The organism is Planococcus plakortidis, from assembly GCF_001687605.2.
In the GTDB taxonomy this organism is placed as follows: Bacteria; Bacillota; Bacilli; order Bacillales_A; family Planococcaceae; genus Planococcus; species Planococcus plakortidis.
The window spans coordinates 781,357-797,383 of the sequence record NZ_CP016539.2; the positions used below are offsets into that span (position 1 = coordinate 781,357).

Here is a 16,027-nt window from a genome sequence, read left to right on the forward strand (position 1 = left end):
AGGTGGAAAAGAAGTTTACGATACGGAAATTGGAAACAAACGACGATATGCGGCTCATCCAAATTCTAGAACGTGAAGTTTGGGATATGGATCCGGTTCCAACGCATCAAACCTTTACTGCTTCCAAAAACGGCGGCATTCTCGTCGGCGCTTTCCATGAAGAAAAGTTAATTGGCTATAGTTATGGATTTGCAGGATTTAAAGAGGGGAAAGCCTATTTATGTTCTCATATGATGGGCATCCATCCTGATTTCCAATCTAGCGGAATCGGCAGAATGCTGAAGGAAGAGCAACGGAAAGCAGCCAAGGAAATCGGATATGATTTGATCCAATGGACGTTCGATCCGCTGGAGAGCCGCAATGCCTATTTGAATACAACCCGGCTTAACGGAATATGCTCGACGTATTTGGAGAATTGCTACGGGAAAATGGATGATGGGCTGAACAGAGGCCTCCCGACTGATCGCCTTCAAATCGAATGGTGGATTTCAAGTGTCCATGTCGAAAATAAATGGCGCCCTGAAGGCATGCATTTCGAAAACCCTTATCGTACGCATCTGTCGGAACTTGGCCATCCGGCCCTTGAAGTGGATGGCAACGAACTGGAAGGTCGTGCGGAAGCATATGAAGTGCCTGTTCCTAAAGCTTTCCAAACGATCAAGAAAGAAGAGCCGGATTTGGCGCTGGACTGGCGTTTGAAAATCCGGGAAATTTTCCAAACGCTATTCGCCAGAGGCTATGCCCTTATAGGGGTCCGGAAAACTGAAGATGCTGTCCAATATTATCAGTTCATCCCGAAAGAGATGATGTCATTAGAAAAAACAGAAAGAGGAGAAGCCGTATGAAAATCATGGAAGTGAATGTGCGAAAACTTAAAATGGTACTGAAACATCCTTTCACCACAAGTTTCGGGACGTTCCAGGAAAAAGAATTTCTTGTCGTCGAAGTGAAAGATGAAAAAGGCAATTCAGGATGGGGGGAATCGGTTGCTTTCCATTCACCCTGGTATAGCGAGGAAACGGTTGAGACCAATCTCCATATCATCCGTGATTTCCTTGTGCCGATCGTCTTGGAGAATGACATCATTCATCCAGAAGAAGTGAATGGGCTGTTTGCGCATTTGCGAAAAAACAATATGGCGAAATCGGCAGTTGAGGGTGCGGTTTGGGATTTGTACGCGAAACGGGAACAGATTCCACTTGCCCAAGCATTGGGTGGCCAGCTTGAGAAAATCGAAGTCGGTATCAGCATCGGCATTAATGAGAATATGCAGGAGCTTATCGAAACAGTCCGCGGATTTGTGGAGGAGGGCTATAAGCGCATCAAAGTGAAAATCAAGCCGGGCTTTGACGTTGGCGTGATGCGGGAATTGCGCAAACAATTTCCAGATGTCCCGATGATGGCTGATGCCAATTCAGCATATCGCCTTGAAGACACGGAATTGCTGAAAGAACTTGATGAATTCGGCTTAACGATGATTGAGCAGCCGCTCGCATCAGACGACATTATCGACCATGCAAAACTGCAGTCACAATTGAAGACACCGATTTGTCTGGATGAAAGCATACATTCACTCGAAGATACAAGAAAAGCCATTGAATTGGGCAGTACGAAAATCATCAATATTAAAATCGGCCGTGTCGGCGGCTTGACGGAAGCGAAGAAGATCCATGATTATTGCCTCGAAAAAAATGTGCCGGTATGGTGTGGCGGAATGCTGGAGTCTGGAATCGGGCGCGCACATAATGTTGCGCTGACGACTTTGCCGAACTTTGTATTGCCGGGCGATACGGCGGGATCTTCAAGATATTGGGAACAGGATATCATCTTGCCCGAAGTGACGGTGGAGGACGGTTATATCACCGTGCCGAAAGGAAATGGCATCGGATACGAAGTCGACCGCCAGGCATTGGAACGCTACACGGTAGACAAATGGCATTTCTCGAAACAGGAAGAACCGGTCCAATAAAGTAGGAATAACATTATGAAAAAGCGGGGGGAAGAATGATGAAGAAGAGTTTTCAAATTGGTGCTGCGTTCATCGGCGTTATTGTGGGAGCAGGATTTGCATCTGGCCAGGAAGTATTGCAGTTTTTCACTAGTTTTGGCGCGTGGGGTATTTTAGGGTCGGTCATTGCAGCCGGATTGTTCGCATTTCTGGGCATGAATTTGACTCAACTCGGAAGCCGGTTGCAGACGAAATCCCATGAAAGTGTGGTTTATCATATTTGCGGAAAGTATTTTGGAACTGCAGTCGACTTTATCATTACATTCTTCCTTTTCGGTGTAACGGTGGTCATGTTCTCGGGATCAGGCGCAATTTTTGAACAGCAATTCGGCATTCCAAGCCTTGTCGGCAATATTCTAATGGCTGTTTTGGTCATCGGTACGGTTTTGCTGAATGTGAACATAGTGATTTCACTCATCAGTATGTTTACGCCGATCTTGCTTTTGGTCGTCATCGCATTGACGATTTATTCGCTGGCGATGTTCGACTTTTCGACGGCTGATTTCGGTGCAGCGGCCGGAAGCCAGGCAGCTCCACATTGGCTGCTTGGCGCTTGCCTATACGTTTCTTATAACCTAGCTGCAGGCGCAGCAATGATGACGGTTATGGGAGGCACGGTGAAAGATGAGAAAGTTGCAGGATGGGGCGGCCTGATCGGAGGACTCGGGCTTGGGCTGTTGATTCTCCTGATCAATGTCACTATGCTGACGCAATTAAAAGCAATTGCAGCCGTGCCGATGCCGACATTGTTCCTCGCGAACAATATCAGTCCGGTGATGGGCGTTCTCATGTCGGTCATCCTCTTGGGCATGATTTACAATACAGCCGTTGGAATGCTATATGCTTTCACGGCGAGATTGGTAAAACCGGGCACTCAAAAATTCAAAGCATCTGTTGGCATCTTTGGAGTGGTGGCATTTGCTTCAAGCTTTGTCGGCTTTGTAACCTTGGTTGGCACAGTCTATCCTGTAATGGGTTATTTGGGCTTTGTGCTAATTGCGGCAATCGTGATTGCTTGGTTCCGGACAAAAAAAGCGGCAAAACAGAAAAAGGCAGCAAAAGTATTGAGTTTTTAACATAAGCCATCAGCATGACAAGCAAGTTTTGCCTTAGCAAGGACGTCAAAGCCAGAATGGACATCACTTTCCAGTGATATCCATTCTGGCTTTTTAAAGCTGTTTTCAGCTGGCAGTGATGATGGAATAAAAGTATGGGATAGCTTGATTGCGAAAAAATTACCCAAATCTTATCGCAGGAGGGATAATGGGGAAAGCAGAGTTGCGTTTCTATTAAAGGAGGATGCACATGGCACAGAAACTGACGATTTTCGGAGCAATCGCTGTGTTTTTCTACGTTTTCCACGTCTTGCTTGGCGGATGGCTGTGGGAAGGTTACCGCCATCTGCATCAGCCGATCAGCGATTTGACGGCTCAAGGGGCGCCGGACCGCGGGATGTTGACGGCCATTACGTTTTTGTACGGTATCTGTTCGATTGTGTTCGCGGCGAGTGGCTATCTAGTCTTTAAACGCTTTGCGCCGAAAATTTCACGCGCAGGCATGCTGGTTTTTCTGGCGATGCATATCGTGTCGATTACGTATGGCTTGTTTCCTCAAAATGCCCCGGGAGCACCGTTGAGCTTTACCGGCGTGATGCATTTGGCGGTAACGGCATTGATCGTCCCGCTGACGATTCTGGCACCGCTGCTGATCGGGATTGGGTTGAGAAAAGACCATGATTTCAAAGTATACGGACAGTATTCCATCGCAACAGGATTGTTCATCTTGATTGCCGGGGGAACGACCGCAATCTTTTTCGCCCAGGGCTGGCCGTATTTCGGGCTGGTTGAACGGCTCAATATTGGTGCGCTGCAGCTATGGATGCTCGTTAGTTCCCTTCTGCTTTTTACTATGAAACAATAAAGGTACCTGGAATCTAAAATCAAAGGAGCGACAGGATATGTTCTCGTTTTTCAAGAAGAAATGCGCGGTGTGCAAACAAAAAGCGCGGGAGCCACGGAAATACTATAACGATTGTGATGAAGCGGTCGTCGTCTGTGCGCAATGCGCCATATACGCCGAACGGCGCGCGTTCCGGAAACGCAGTGCCTAAACGGAAAGCCTGCCGGGTCATCGGCAGGTTTTTTCTATATAAAAGGAGTTATATTTTCCGTTATAATTAAAAGAAACCGTGTATACAGAAAGGGACACTCATGAACCATAAAATTGAACTTAAATCCGAAAATCTCCACTCTTCGTTCAATAAAGAATACAAACCGATTTTGACAATCCAATCAGGTGATACGATCGAAACGCGGACACCGGATATCCAATGGGGCTACTCAGCGCATCAGGATGAAGAACGGGTCATTTACAGTTCGCGCGAAAACGAAGAACAGCTCGGCCATCCGCTCATCGGCCCGATTGCCATTGAAGGCGCAAAGCCTGGAATGGTGATCGAAGTGCGCATTAACCAAAATGTGCCTGGCTGGTACGGGCGCAATTGGGCGGGCGGTACGCCGGCTTGGCAAAACGAAAAGCTCGGCATCGTGGACAGCGAACGCCTCCAAGTGGACTGGACGCTGGATCGTGAGCAGATGACCGGCAACTGCACAATGTCCGGCAGGCAATTCAGCGTCGCCTTGTCGCCGTTTCTTGGGCTCATCGGCCTGGCGCCTGGAGAGGCGGGAACGCACCGCACTTCGCCGCCGTACCGGACGGGCGGCAATATCGATTGCAAGGAACTGGTCGAAGGCAGCTCGCTGTTTTTGCCGGTCGAAGTGGAAGGGGCGCTCTTGTCGTTCGGCGATGGTCATGCGCTACAAGGCGATGGCGAGAACTCCGGAACGGCAATCGAATGTCCGATGGATCTCGTCAATTTGACAGTCGTGCTCCATGAAGAAATGGAACTTGCCATGCCGAAAGCTAAAACGCCCGACGGCTGGGTGACATTCGGTTTCGATGTAGACTTGAACGAAGCCGCAGCGACGGCTCTCGACGAAATGGTCGGCTTGATCCAGCAGTTTCATTCGCTATCAAAAACGGAAGCGGTGGCGCTCGCGAGCGTCGCTGTCGACATGCACGTCACACAGATTGTCAACGGCGTCAAGGGGGTGCACGCCATTTTGCCGCACGGTGCGATTCGTTAAACAATAAAAAATGCCAGGGAAGAGGAGTTGCCTCTTTCCTGGCATTTTTCTATTAGACGACGCCGACCAATACGGAGACAGCGAGCAAGACGATGCTGAAGCCCCACATAATCGGAAGGGAGTAGCGGATATGGCGGCCCATCTCGAGCCCTGCCAAGCCAAGTGCGAGCCAAAGGGCAGGTGAGAACGGGCTGACGAATGTGCCGATGATATTGCCGATGATCATGGCGTAGGCAGCTGTCAGCGAGGACACGCCGGCGCCTGTGACGACTTGTTCGACAATCGGGAACAAGGCGAAATAATAAGCGTCGGTACTGAGCAATAAATCGAACGGCACGCCGAAGAATCCGATGATCAAGTGCAGGTAAGGAATGACGAATGCCGGCAGGATCGTGACCAAATCACTGGCGATCGAATCGAGCATCAAAGTGCCTTCCAGGATGCCGAGGAACGAACCGGCAGCCAAAATGATTGCCGCCATGAGAAGCGCATTCGGCGCATGGTCTTTGATGCGATCCATTTGGTCTTTCATGTCCGGGTAGTTGAGCGGCAAGGCGATGCTGACGCCGATCATAAAGGCAAGGCCTGCTGGAATGACGCCCCATACGAGCACGCCGATGACGGCCAGCGCCAAGAGAGTGTTTGCCCATAAGAGCTTCGGCCGGCGAAGGGCGGCGGCTTTTTGTGACTTTTCGTCTTGAGCCGTCATATCGAGCGGGTCAGCTTCTTCGAAGATTTCCTTGTTAAAATCACCGCGTCTTGCGATGAGTCGCTTTTCACGCATTGCGAGCAAAACAGCCAGGGCGATCAATAGGATGAGCCCGATCACTTGGACTTTGATCAACGGGCGCCATAATTCGGTTACGTCCATGCCAAGAACGGCAGCGGTGCGGCCGAGCGGTCCAGCCCACGGCAGCATGTTCATGATGCTCGCCGAAGTACCGACCAGCAATAGCAGGAGGTAAGGGTTCATTTTCAAGCGCTTATAGAGCGGAAGCAGTGCTGGGATGGTGATCAGGAAAGTGGATGCGCCCGATCCATCAAGTTGGGCAACCGCGGCGATGACGACGGTGCCGACAGCGACAGCGATGACGTTTCCTTTCGAGACAGCGATCATTTTATTGATCAATGGGTCGAACAAACCGACATCTTGCATGATGCCGAAGAAGAGAATCGCGAAGATGAACATGATGACGACGCTGATGACCGATTCGACGCCGCTATTGAAGAAGTCGCCGATTTCCGCGAAGCTGAATCCTGCGACAAAGGCAGCCACAATCGGCACAAGCACAAGTGCGACGATTGGCGTGATTTTATTGCTGATAAGAAGTGCCACAATGATGATAATCGTAAATAAGGCAATAATGCTTAACATACTGGATTCCCCCTAGGTGCAAAATAGCGCGGAGGATTATTTTGTAAACGCATACATATTGGCGCAAAAAATAAATCCCCCGGTTCAAGTTATAAATAACAACTTATCACAGAGGGATTTGAAAAATAAGATTATTCACTTAAGGCGACTAAAGAGCGTTTTGGGGGTTTTGTTCATTTTGTCCACGGGACGTAACGCCGTTCAGGACGGCCGATTTCCCCGTAATTCAATTGCGCTTTCGCATCACCGCTTGCGACCAGATGCTCCAGGTAGCGCCTTGCGGTGGAGCGGCTGATGCCGACAGCTTTGCCGGCTTCCATGGCGTTGGCCCCTTCAGGTGGAGAAGCGTTCAAAAAGTCGCGGACGCCGTCCAAAGTCAATTGGTCGATGCCTTTCGGAAGCTCTTCGCCATTGTCTTCTGTTTGGGCCATTTGTGCAGCGGTCACGCCGAACAGGCGGTCGAGCTCGCTTTGCTGCCAGTCTCGCGGCTCAGTGAGCAACAACCGCTGATCACGGAAGCGTTCCAAGGCTTGCGCAAACCGCCCGAAGTCGACAGGTTTCAATAAATAATCGAATATGCCGCCGCGAACGGTTGCTGCAATCGTTTCAATTTCATTGGCGGCAGTCACCATGATGATGGCGATTTGAGGATACTTAGTGCGGATTTCCCAAAACAGTTCCAGCCCGAGCGGTCGGGGATGAAGACATCGAGCAGGATCAGATCCGGAAGCGGCGCTGCCTTCTCTAAATAGGCCATGGCTTCATCTCCTGATTTGGCAATCGAGGCAGCTGCATACCCAGCGACTTGCCCGGCGAGTTCGGCGTTGATGCCGGCCACGCGGAAATCGTCTTCGATAATCAATACGTGAAGTGGTGTGTTCATGGGTGTATTCCTTCTTTCGGTAAAGTCAGTACAAAACAAGCGCCTCCGAGTTCACTTTCTTCGATCAGCACTTCGCCGCCAGCCGCTTTGGCGAGGCGATTCGTCGTACTCAAGCCGAAGCCACGGCCAGCAGTACTTTTCGATGATGTGCCTTCATTAAAGATACCGCTCGCAATGGCCGGGGAGATCCCGGAACCGGAATCATCGATTTCAAAAATGATGTCATCTCCGATATCGGTAAATGTCAGGGAGATGAGCCGCTCTGATATTGGCTGTTGCTTGACGGCTTCAAAGGCATTATCGAGCAAGTTGCCGATGGCGGTCAAGAGGGCTTGTCGCTGCGGTTCAGCTACAGCTTGCTGGAGGCTGCTATCCTCGCCGATTGTCAGCTGCACTTGCTGTTCACGTGCTTGATGGATCTTGCCGAGCAACAAGCCGCTGATGAGCGGGTCTTTCACTTTGCCGATCAACTGTCGCGACCATTCGAGCTGGATATGATGTTCGGTCCGGATGAATTCAAGGGCGTCTTTTCTTTTGTCCAAATGAAGCAATCCGGAAATCGTATAGAGTTTATTCGAAAATTCGTGAGTTTGGGCGCGCAGCGCATTGGCGTATTGTTTTACTTGGGCAAGTTCTTTCGCCAACTGGTCGATTTCCGTTTTGTAGCGGAAAGTCGAAACCGCCCCGACCAATGCCCCTTCGAAATGGATCGGGCTTGAGTTGACGTAGACCGGATGCTCGCCGTAAAGCCGTTCCTGGTCGAAATGGCTCGTGCCGCTCGCCAAAATTTCAGGCAGATCGGAAGAAGGCAGCACTTCGGTGACCGGTTGGCCGATCAATGACTGTTCGTCTTTCTCATTTCCGAACAATAATTGCTTGGCCTGGTGATTGAGCAAAGTGATGTGGCCCAGGCGATTAACGGCGATGATGCCTTCATGGGTCGATTGCAGAATGGTTTCTTTTTGGAATAGCAGATGGGCAATTTCTTCGGGCTCAAGGCCGTGAAGTTTGCGCTTGATATACGAAGCAATGGCGATTGCCATCAAGAAAGCGACAGCGCCGATGATGAGCAGCATAAGCCAGACTTCCTGCGTATAATCGCCGATCAAGCTCTGGACGTCGGTCGAAAGAAAGCCGACTGAGACGACACCGATAATTTGCCCGTCGGAATAGATGGGCACTTTCGCGCGCAGCGAATCACCGAGGGTGCCGGCTGCTTTCGAGACATAGGATTGGCCTTTATTAAGAGCCCGTTCGTTGTCTTCGCCGACCATCCGCCCGCCGATCTGTTCGGGATTCGGATGGGAATAGCGGATTTCTTCGCGGTTCCCCACCACGATGAATTCCGCTTCGGTTGCTTGCTGCACGGGGGTGACGAGCGGCTGGATGACGGCTGCCGGGTCTGGTGCATCGAATGCTTCGATGATATCGGGGTTAAGGGCGATGGCTTCTGCGACACTGAGCGCTTGTTCCCCGAGCTGGTCTTCGGTCACGGTGCGCACAAAATAATTCGAAAACAAGCCGATCACCAAGAGAACCGCTGCGATCAACAGCGCAATCAAGGCGACCATTTTAGTTTTTAATGAAAGCGCACGGCCCGGTTCATCGTTCCAGCTGCGCTTCTTGGCTGTCTTTTGTAGAAACATGTAGCAGGCTCCTTGTGGATAATTTCTGTAGACATCATACCATAGCGGGCAAGGCGTAGAGGGTGCAGTTCCATCAACCGGGCATGCAAAAAGCCTTGCCGGATGAATGGGCAAGGCTTCGGTAGATTTTACATTTTGATTGTGACGCGTTTGGTCAATAATCGCATCAACGAGAAAAGAAGCAGGACTAGGATGGACGATCCGAGTGCTGTCAGCCAAAAATTTGCTTCGAGCGGGTCGTATGGCAGCCATTCCATTGCATCGGCCGTATTCGGTTTCCATAGATAATCATTCAAGCCAAAGATGATGAATGATAAGGCGATAAAGCCGAAGCCGGCAATCCAGCCAAAGCGGTAATAGCCGATACTGATGATCCAACCGGCTAAATAGAAAGTCAGAGTATTTAGGAACAGCGCAATCGCAGCAGCAAACCAGCCGCCTGTCGTCTCGAAAGCAGAGGCTGTATCCAACTCGACAGGCAGTGAGATCGATTCAGCAAGCAAGTGTTGAAGACCGTTGATGACGAGTGGAACCAAGGTAGCGAATGCAGACAACGCGAGTGCTGCCAGGGCAGTGCCGAGATAAGAATCTTTGCGGCTGACGCCTTGCTGGATGTGGCGGCTCATGAATACATAAGCGGACATGATGCCGACGACCAACATGAAAATATTCACAGAATACTGGGAAAAGACGAAGAAACCTTCAATTTGATTGGTGTCGCCATTCAACCAAAACACTCTTATCACATGGATCGTCAAAAGAATGGAGAAAAACCACAAACTCCATTTGAACATATCGGAAAAGACAGCGGCTGCAACTCTTCTATAGCGCGGGGATGTCATATTATATTGCCTCCTCGGTTAAATGAATAAACAAATCTTGAAGTGAAACCGGCCCGATTTCAAGCCCTAGCGCACGTGCTTCTTGTCGTTTGGCATCGTCGAGTTCGCCATAGACCATGACGGATTTGGTCCCGCCCAACTGCTGTTCGTTCAAGCGTTTCATATCAGATGTGAATGCCTCGACTTGCTCGGCAGATCCCGTGATGGACGCGCCGTGTGCTGACACGGTTTCATAGGGCTCGTTCAATAACAATTTGCCTTGGTCGATAATGACGACATGGTCGAATAAATAATCCATTTCCGACACCAGATGGGTGGAGAGGATGAATGTGCGCGGATGCTCCGCTTGATCATTCAGCAATTCCTTGTAGAAAATTTCGCGTGCCGGTGCGTCCATGCCGAGATAGGCTTCATCGAAAATGGTCAGTGGCGCGCGGCTGGCAAGGCCGATCACGACGTTCATCGCCGATTGCATCCCTTTGGACAGTTTATTGACCGGCTTGTTAAGCGGCAGTTTAAAGCGTTTGAGCAACTGATCGGCAAACTCCTGGTCGAAGTTCGGGCGGTAATAGGCAGCTCCTTCGACTAGCTTTTTCACTTTCTCGGTTTCTTCCTTATAGTCCTTATCGTAAATGAACGCCACTTGCTCCATCTTCTCGGGATTTTCGAACACCGGGGAGCCGTCGACAAGCACTTCGCCAGCCGTCGGTTCACGGAAAGCGGCGATCAACGACAACAAGGAGGTCTTGCCGGCGCCGTTTCGGCCGATGAGGCCATGGATTTTGCCTGCTTCCAATGTCAGTGTTACATCTTCCAAGGCTTCAAATTTTTTGAATTTCAATGTTACGTGATTGAGCTGGACTGAGGCTGCCATCATGCATCACGCCCCTTCGTGGATTTGATCAATTCGATGATTTCTGCTTCCGTAATGCCGAGTTTTTCCGCTTCCTGGACCAGGCCAGTGACATAATTATCGACAAATGCCTTTTTCCGCTGCTGGACTAAAGTTTTCTTTGCGCCTTCTGCTACAAACATGCCAATCCCTCGTTTCTTAAAAAGTATGCCTTCGTCGACGAGCTGGGTGATGCCTTTGGAGACGGTTGCGTGATTGATTTTGTAAAAATTGACCAATTGATTTGTCGATGGAGCTTGGTCGCCTTCTTTCAATTGATCGTTGACGATCTGGTCTTCGATCAATTCGCGAATCTGTAAAAACAGAGGCTTCGCTGAATCGGATGGGTTGACCATGAAAACACCTCCTTGGGTGATTGGGTAATATGGTTATATACTTGTGTGTATAACCATATAACGGTGAACGGATTTTGTCAATGAAGTTGCCGGAAAAATTTCGGGCATAAAAAAGAAGCCGCACTAGAGGCGGCTTTTAAAGGGAAGGAGTGAATTCAACTAAGGAATGTTCAACGACCTCAAGGAATCGATCGATGTCTTGGGTGCTTGTTTCCCGGTGGAATGAAATGCGGATGAATTTTTTCGCGGCGTCGCTTTCCACTCCCATCGCAAGCATCGCGGACATCGCTTCGCCATAGCCGATCTTGCAGGCGGTGCCGGTGGAGATGGCGATCTGTGCGCGGTTGCAGGCGAGCATCATCCATTGCCCTTCGACATGAGGCAAAACAAGTCCGTGAATGAACGGGGATTTTGACTTTATGTCGCCTGTCGCCGTCACGCCATCCGGCAAGTGTTCAAGCAAATATTCCTGAAGCTTGCGCGCGTGTTCAAAGCTTTCAGGCTGTTCCGCGACAGCGTGTTTTGCGGCGATGGTCGCGGAGACGATGCCCGGCACGTCGATTGTACCGGCACGGAAACCGCCTTGGTGAGTCGTGCCTTCATACACCGATTGCCAGTGGATCGATGGGTCAAGGTAGGCGATGCCAACGCCTTTGGGGCCGCCGATTTTATGTGCTGAACAAACAGCCGAAGCGACGCCCCATAAGCCGATATCGACCGGCAGCTTCCCGAAGCCCTGGACGATATCCGAGTGAAGCGGCACGCCGAAGCGGCGGGCGATTTGTGCGCATTGTTCGACCGGCTGCACGGCGCCCATCTCGGAGTTGACGAGCTGCATGACGACGAGCGCCGTTTGTTCGTTGACCGATTGTTCGTAGATTTCCATGTCGACAAGCCCGAACCGGTCGACCGGAACGTAGTTAATCTCATAGCCTTCACGTTCGAGTTCATGAAGCGCCGATAGCACGGAAGCGTGTTCGAGTTGCGTCGACACGATCGACCGGCAATGGCCAGGACGCCCTTTCAATAACGAGCGGATGGCGAGCTGGTTCGCTTCTGATGCGTTGCCGGTGAAATATATGCCGTCTTGCCGCACGTTGAGAAACTGTCCCCATAATTTCCGGCACGAGGCGAGATAGTCTGCTGCGAGAGATCCTGCATCATGCAAACTTTGCGTATTGCCGAATGCGTTTGTAGCCGTTTCCACATAAGCATCGATCGCTTCTTTACTCATCGGGGCGGTTGCCGCTGAATCCAGGTAGATCATCATTTTCCATCAACTTCTTTCCGTTGCTGACTTTATTCTTGTAATCACTTTATCTTTATGTCATTAATAGTGTCAAGACACTTGTAAAGAAGGTGTAAAGTTTGTTCGATGTTTGCATCATCGGGGGAGGCGTCGCTGGGCTTATGCTCGCGCGCTCGCTCCCTGATTCTTATTCCATCGCTGTCGTCACGAAAGAACATGCCGGGACGGGAAATACGAGCCTCGCACAAGGCGGAATCGCCGCGAGCTTGAGTTTCGATGACCGGCCGGAATCCCATGCCACGGACACTTTGCTCGCATCGGCAAATCATGCAGATGCCGAGCGCGTCGAAATTCTGGCCACTGAAGGTTCTGCCATCATGAAGCATCTAATGGCGCAAGGATTGCCTTTCGATACCGATGAGTTCGGAATGCCGAAGCTTGGGATGGAAGGCGCCCACAGCATGCGCCGGATTGTGCATACAGGGGGTGACCAGACCGGCAAGCTGCTCATGCGGTATCTAATGGAGGAAACGTCCGGAAAAATCACGCGTTTCGCTTTTCATCAAGCATTGGAATTAAGGATGGAGAGCAGCCGCTGCACCGGCGTGCTCGTTTCGGATCTGTCTGGAAAACGTTCGGTCGTTCAAGCACGCCACGTCGTCCTCGCGACAGGCGGCATCGGCCAATTGTACAGCGAAACTTCCAATTCATCCGTTGCGACAGGCGACGGGTTATCGTTGGCATATCACGCAGGCGCCGTACTAGAAGATCTCGAGTTCGTCCAATTCCATCCAACCATCCTGACGCTCGAAGGCAAGTCGCGCGGGCTTATTTCGGAAGCGGTGCGCGGGGAAGGTGCTTTATTGGTAAATGGAGACGGCAAGCGCATCATGGAAGGCATCCACCCGTTCATAGAACTTGCGCCGCGTGATATTGTGGCGAGGGCGATTGAGCGGCATTGGCAAGCCGAAGGGCCGGTCTTTCTCGATGCCAGGCAATTGGCTGATTTCAACCAGCGTTTTCCGTCGATTTATAAAAACTGCCGGAATCACGCAGTCGACCCTACAGAAGAGTTGTTGCCGGTCCGGCCAGGTGCCCATTTCCATATGGGTGGCGTGAGGACGGATAGTTACGGTCGGACGTCGGTTCCGGGGCTGTATGCCGTCGGGGAAGTTGCATCGACCGGCGTCCACGGCGCCAACCGCCTGGCGAGCAATTCCTTGTTGGAAGGGCTGGTATTTGCCAAGCGTCTTGCACAGTGGATTGGCGAAGAGCCCGGGCATAGAAAAGAGGCTGGCTTAGTGGAAAGTGATGCGCCCTCGCCTTTTGCATCTTTCGAGAAGGTTGAAGAAGGCAAGCTGCGACAGGAAATGACGGAAGTGGCTGGGATCCTGAGAGAACCGCGAGCCTTGAAGAGATTCCTCGCGGAGCATCCTTTAAAGACATATAGGATCCAGGATTATCCGGATGATCTCATTGCCCTTATCCATCGCCAAACCGCAAGGAGTCTTATCGCATCCGCTGCGTTATTGCGGGAAGAGAGCAGGGGCGGCCATTACCGGATCGATGCACCTGAACCGAAAGCCGAGTGGTCCGGGCAAGTCATCGGGCTCTCGACTAGCGGCGTTCATCTGTCCATGCGAAAAACTGAACTCAAGGAGATTATGCTATGAATCGTTTGAAAGCAGAACAAGCATTAAAGCAATTTTTACTTGAAGACATCGGAGACCGCGACGTGTCCTCCGTGTTATTTGATCGAACGGATACAGGCGAAGCAATTGTCCGCATGAAAGAAAGCGGCGTCGTAGCCGGGCTTGAGTGCTACAAATGGGGCTATCGCCTGCTTGACGAGTCAGTGCAAGTGGAGTTATTGAAACAAGACGGCGAGCGGGTGGAGGCAGGCGAGGCAATCGTGAAAATCACGGGGCCTGTCGCATCGCTTCTTGCAGGCGAACGGGTGCTGTTGAATCTGGTCCAGCGCATGAGCGCGGTGGCAACATTGACCGCGAAATGTGTGGCAGCGCTCGATTCAGAGCACACGCGCATCGTCGATACCCGCAAAACGACGCCCGGACTGCGCATGTTCGAAAAATACGCGGTCCGTGCAGGCGGCGGTTTCAATCACCGGATTGGCCTATACGATGCCGTCATGCTGAAAGACAATCACATCGCGGCGGCCGGATCGATTGCGGAAGCAGTGAAAAAAGTACGCGGCTCGCTCGGCCATATGACGATGATCGAGGTGGAAGTCGAAACGGAACAGCAGTTGATGGAGGCGATTGATGCACATCCCGATACGATCATGTTCGACAACCAAACTCCAGATATCATTCGGCGCTGGGTACAGCTTGTTCCGGAGACAATCCGCACGGAAGCGTCCGGGGGCATCGACCTCGAGAAATTGGCACGTTACCGCGACACCGGTGTCGATGTCATTTCCATCGGCGCCTTGACCCATAGCGTGTCGAATCTCGACATCAGCATGAATCTATCCATATCCCCTAAGGAGGTACTTGCCTAATGGCTTCATTGCTCGAAGAACTGCAAATGGCGGATGCCATGCCAAAAAGTTATTTAACAGCGTCCACGGAAGAATTGCATGAGCGCGCGAAACTTGCACGGGTAGCGCTCGGCGACCGGTTATACATTCTGGGCCATCATTACCAGAAAGACGAAGTGATCAAATATGCCGATGTGACCGGCGACTCGCTACAATTGTCGCAAATCGCAGGGAGGCAGACGGCGGACTACATCTTGTTCTGCGGCGTCCATTTCATGGCGGAGACCGCGGATATCCTGACCGAACCGCATCAAGCGGTCATCTTGCCGGATATGCGTGCGGGCTGTTCGATGGCGGATATGGCCAATATCGACCAAACCGAACGCGCCTGGGCAGAGCTGCAGGAACTTTTCGGCGACACGATCATCCCGCTCACTTACGTCAATTCGACAGCGGCCATCAAGGCGTTTGTCGGCCGCAACGGGGGGGCGACGGTGACTTCCTCGAACGCACAGGAAATGGTCGAATGGGCATTATCCCAAAAGCAGCGCATGCTGTTTTTGCCAGACCAGCATCTCGGGCGCAATACCGCCGTAAAGCTCGGCATCCCGCTCGAGCACATGGCGGTTTGGGACCCGATCAAGCAAAAGCTTGAACGTGCTTGTGCGATAGAAGACGTGCAAGTGATTCTCTGGAAAGGGCATTGCTCAGTACATATGAACTTCCTGCCGAAACACGTCGACAATTTGCGCGAAAAAGAACCGGACCGCAATATCCTTGTACATCCCGAATGCACCTATGAAGTCGTCAGCGCCTCCGATTTCGCCGGCTCGACGAAATACATCATCGATATGATCGAAGCGTCCGAACCCGGCTCGAAATGGGCGATCGGCACGGAGATGAATCTCGTCAACCGGCTCATCCAGGATTTCCCGGACCGCGACATCGTTTCCTTGAATCCGTATATGTGCCCGTGCTTGACGATGAACCGGATCGACTTGCCGCATTTCACGTGGATCTTGGAAGAACTGGTGGAAGGGCGTGTCCTCAACCGCATCCAAGTGGATGAACAAACGGCAGTTGAAGCAAAGATGGCTCTGGAGAAAATGTTGTGACAAGAAATCCCGCTG

Annotated in this window: 17 protein-coding genes; 9 read left to right on the forward strand and 8 right to left on the reverse strand. The window is 51.3% G+C overall.

Annotation, left to right across the window (positions count from 1 at the left end):
* Positions 1-2: 2 nt before the first annotated feature.
* From BBI15_RS03995 to BBI15_RS04020, 6 genes are all read left to right on the forward strand, one after another.
* Positions 3-845: a GNAT family N-acetyltransferase gene (locus BBI15_RS03995; protein ID WP_237150908.1), complete on the forward strand. Its 843-nt coding sequence runs from the start codon at positions 3-5 to the stop codon at positions 843-845.
* Positions 842-1,969 (forward strand): o-succinylbenzoate synthase, encoded by a 1,128-nt coding sequence (menC, locus tag BBI15_RS04000; RefSeq protein WP_068872410.1) that lies wholly within the window; start codon positions 842-844, stop codon positions 1,967-1,969. The genes BBI15_RS03995 and menC overlap by 4 nt, the downstream gene beginning before the upstream one ends.
* Positions 1,970-2,007: 38 nt before the next feature.
* Positions 2,008-3,084, forward strand: a complete 1,077-nt coding sequence (locus BBI15_RS04005; protein ID WP_068872411.1) for a YkvI family membrane protein — start codon at positions 2,008-2,010, stop codon at positions 3,082-3,084.
* A gap of 229 nt (positions 3,085-3,313) precedes the next feature.
* Positions 3,314-3,928 (forward strand): DUF998 domain-containing protein, encoded by a 615-nt coding sequence (locus BBI15_RS04010; RefSeq protein ID WP_068872412.1) that lies wholly within the window; start codon positions 3,314-3,316, stop codon positions 3,926-3,928.
* Positions 3,929-3,965: 37 nt separating this feature from the next.
* Positions 3,966-4,118, forward strand: a complete 153-nt coding sequence (locus BBI15_RS16510; RefSeq protein WP_167358024.1) for a hypothetical protein — start codon at positions 3,966-3,968, stop codon at positions 4,116-4,118.
* Positions 4,119-4,218: 100 nt separating this feature from the next.
* On the forward strand, positions 4,219-5,154 hold the full coding sequence (locus tag BBI15_RS04020) for an acetamidase/formamidase family protein (RefSeq protein WP_068872414.1): 936 nt from the start codon (positions 4,219-4,221) through the stop codon (positions 5,152-5,154).
* 52 nt (positions 5,155-5,206) lie between these two features.
* On the opposite strand, the gene BBI15_RS04025 is transcribed toward BBI15_RS04020, so the two are convergent.
* The 8 genes from BBI15_RS04025 to BBI15_RS04055 form a co-directional block, all read right to left on the reverse strand.
* A complete protein-coding gene (locus BBI15_RS04025; protein WP_068872415.1) occupies positions 5,207-6,529 on the reverse strand; it encodes a CitMHS family transporter in 1,323 nt (440 codons plus the stop codon).
* A 173-nt stretch (positions 6,530-6,702) separates the two neighbouring features.
* Entirely contained in the window at positions 6,703-7,161 is a 459-nt protein-coding gene (locus tag BBI15_RS04030) for a response regulator (protein ID WP_157101621.1), read from the reverse strand.
* The gene (locus BBI15_RS16230; protein ID WP_084632745.1) at positions 7,155-7,412 is read right to left on the reverse strand and encodes a response regulator; all 258 of its coding nucleotides are present in this window, start codon (positions 7,410-7,412) and stop codon (positions 7,155-7,157) included. Before BBI15_RS16230 ends, BBI15_RS04030 begins: the two co-directional genes overlap by 7 nt.
* Positions 7,409-9,058 carry an ATP-binding protein gene (locus tag BBI15_RS04035; RefSeq protein ID WP_068872416.1) on the reverse strand — a complete coding sequence of 550 codons (1,650 nt, stop codon included), beginning with the start codon at positions 9,056-9,058 and terminating at the stop codon, positions 7,409-7,411. Before BBI15_RS04035 ends, BBI15_RS16230 begins: the two co-directional genes overlap by 4 nt.
* Positions 9,059-9,186: 128 nt before the next feature.
* On the reverse strand, positions 9,187-9,900 hold the full coding sequence (locus BBI15_RS04040) for a hypothetical protein (protein WP_068872417.1): 714 nt from the start codon (positions 9,898-9,900) through the stop codon (positions 9,187-9,189).
* Between the two features lies 1 nt (position 9,901).
* Positions 9,902-10,777, reverse strand: coding sequence for an ATP-binding cassette domain-containing protein (locus BBI15_RS04045; RefSeq protein WP_418312492.1), 876 nt, complete (start codon positions 10,775-10,777; stop codon positions 9,902-9,904).
* A complete protein-coding gene (locus BBI15_RS04050) occupies positions 10,774-11,148 on the reverse strand; it encodes a GntR family transcriptional regulator (RefSeq protein ID WP_068872418.1) in 375 nt (124 codons plus the stop codon). The genes BBI15_RS04045 and BBI15_RS04050 overlap by 4 nt, the downstream gene beginning before the upstream one ends.
* A 136-nt stretch (positions 11,149-11,284) precedes the next feature.
* A complete protein-coding gene (locus tag BBI15_RS04055; protein ID WP_068872419.1) occupies positions 11,285-12,418 on the reverse strand; it encodes an IscS subfamily cysteine desulfurase in 1,134 nt (377 codons plus the stop codon).
* A 98-nt stretch (positions 12,419-12,516) separates the two neighbouring features.
* Here BBI15_RS04055 and nadB point away from each other — a divergent pair, with 98 nt between their 5' ends.
* From nadB to nadA, 3 genes are read left to right on the forward strand one after another with little or no spacing between them, the layout of a single operon-like run.
* Positions 12,517-14,070, forward strand: coding sequence for an L-aspartate oxidase (gene nadB, locus BBI15_RS04060; RefSeq protein WP_068872420.1), 1,554 nt, complete (start codon positions 12,517-12,519; stop codon positions 14,068-14,070).
* Positions 14,067-14,918 carry a carboxylating nicotinate-nucleotide diphosphorylase gene (gene nadC, locus BBI15_RS04065; RefSeq protein ID WP_068872421.1) on the forward strand — a complete coding sequence of 284 codons (852 nt, stop codon included), beginning with the start codon at positions 14,067-14,069 and terminating at the stop codon, positions 14,916-14,918. The genes nadB and nadC overlap by 4 nt, the downstream gene beginning before the upstream one ends.
* Positions 14,918-16,012: a quinolinate synthase NadA gene (gene nadA / locus BBI15_RS04070; protein WP_068872422.1), complete on the forward strand. Its 1,095-nt coding sequence runs from the start codon at positions 14,918-14,920 to the stop codon at positions 16,010-16,012. The genes nadC and nadA overlap by 1 nt, the downstream gene beginning before the upstream one ends.
* Positions 16,013-16,027 lie beyond the last annotated feature (15 nt).

What these genes read in the sequence shown, in the direction of transcription:
- BBI15_RS16230 (WP_084632745.1), bottom strand. Translation starts at nt 7,412, where the DNA reads ATGAACACACCACTTCACGTATTGATTATCGAAGACGATTTCCGCGTG.
- BBI15_RS16510 (WP_167358024.1), top strand. Translation starts at nt 3,966, where the DNA reads ATGTTCTCGTTTTTCAAGAAGAAATGCGCGGTGTGCAAACAAAAAGCG.
- BBI15_RS04045 (WP_418312492.1), bottom strand. Translation starts at nt 10,777, where the DNA reads ATGATGGCAGCCTCAGTCCAGCTCAATCACGTAACATTGAAATTCAAA.
- menC (WP_068872410.1), top strand. Translation starts at nt 842, where the DNA reads ATGAAAATCATGGAAGTGAATGTGCGAAAACTTAAAATGGTACTGAAA.
- BBI15_RS04035 (WP_068872416.1), bottom strand. Translation starts at nt 9,058, where the DNA reads ATGTTTCTACAAAAGACAGCCAAGAAGCGCAGCTGGAACGATGAACCG.
- nadA (WP_068872422.1), top strand. Translation starts at nt 14,918, where the DNA reads ATGGCTTCATTGCTCGAAGAACTGCAAATGGCGGATGCCATGCCAAAA.
- BBI15_RS04050 (WP_068872418.1), bottom strand. Translation starts at nt 11,148, where the DNA reads ATGGTCAACCCATCCGATTCAGCGAAGCCTCTGTTTTTACAGATTCGC.
- BBI15_RS04010 (WP_068872412.1), top strand. Translation starts at nt 3,314, where the DNA reads ATGGCACAGAAACTGACGATTTTCGGAGCAATCGCTGTGTTTTTCTAC.
- BBI15_RS04005 (WP_068872411.1), top strand. Translation starts at nt 2,008, where the DNA reads ATGAAGAAGAGTTTTCAAATTGGTGCTGCGTTCATCGGCGTTATTGTG.
- BBI15_RS04040 (WP_068872417.1), bottom strand. Translation starts at nt 9,900, where the DNA reads ATGACATCCCCGCGCTATAGAAGAGTTGCAGCCGCTGTCTTTTCCGAT.
- nadC (WP_068872421.1), top strand. Translation starts at nt 14,067, where the DNA reads ATGAATCGTTTGAAAGCAGAACAAGCATTAAAGCAATTTTTACTTGAA.
- BBI15_RS04055 (WP_068872419.1), bottom strand. Translation starts at nt 12,418, where the DNA reads ATGATGATCTACCTGGATTCAGCGGCAACCGCCCCGATGAGTAAAGAA.
- BBI15_RS04025 (WP_068872415.1), bottom strand. Translation starts at nt 6,529, where the DNA reads ATGTTAAGCATTATTGCCTTATTTACGATTATCATCATTGTGGCACTT.
- BBI15_RS04030 (WP_157101621.1), bottom strand. Translation starts at nt 7,161, where the DNA reads ATGGTGACTGCCGCCAATGAAATTGAAACGATTGCAGCAACCGTTCGC.
- BBI15_RS04020 (WP_068872414.1), top strand. Translation starts at nt 4,219, where the DNA reads ATGAACCATAAAATTGAACTTAAATCCGAAAATCTCCACTCTTCGTTC.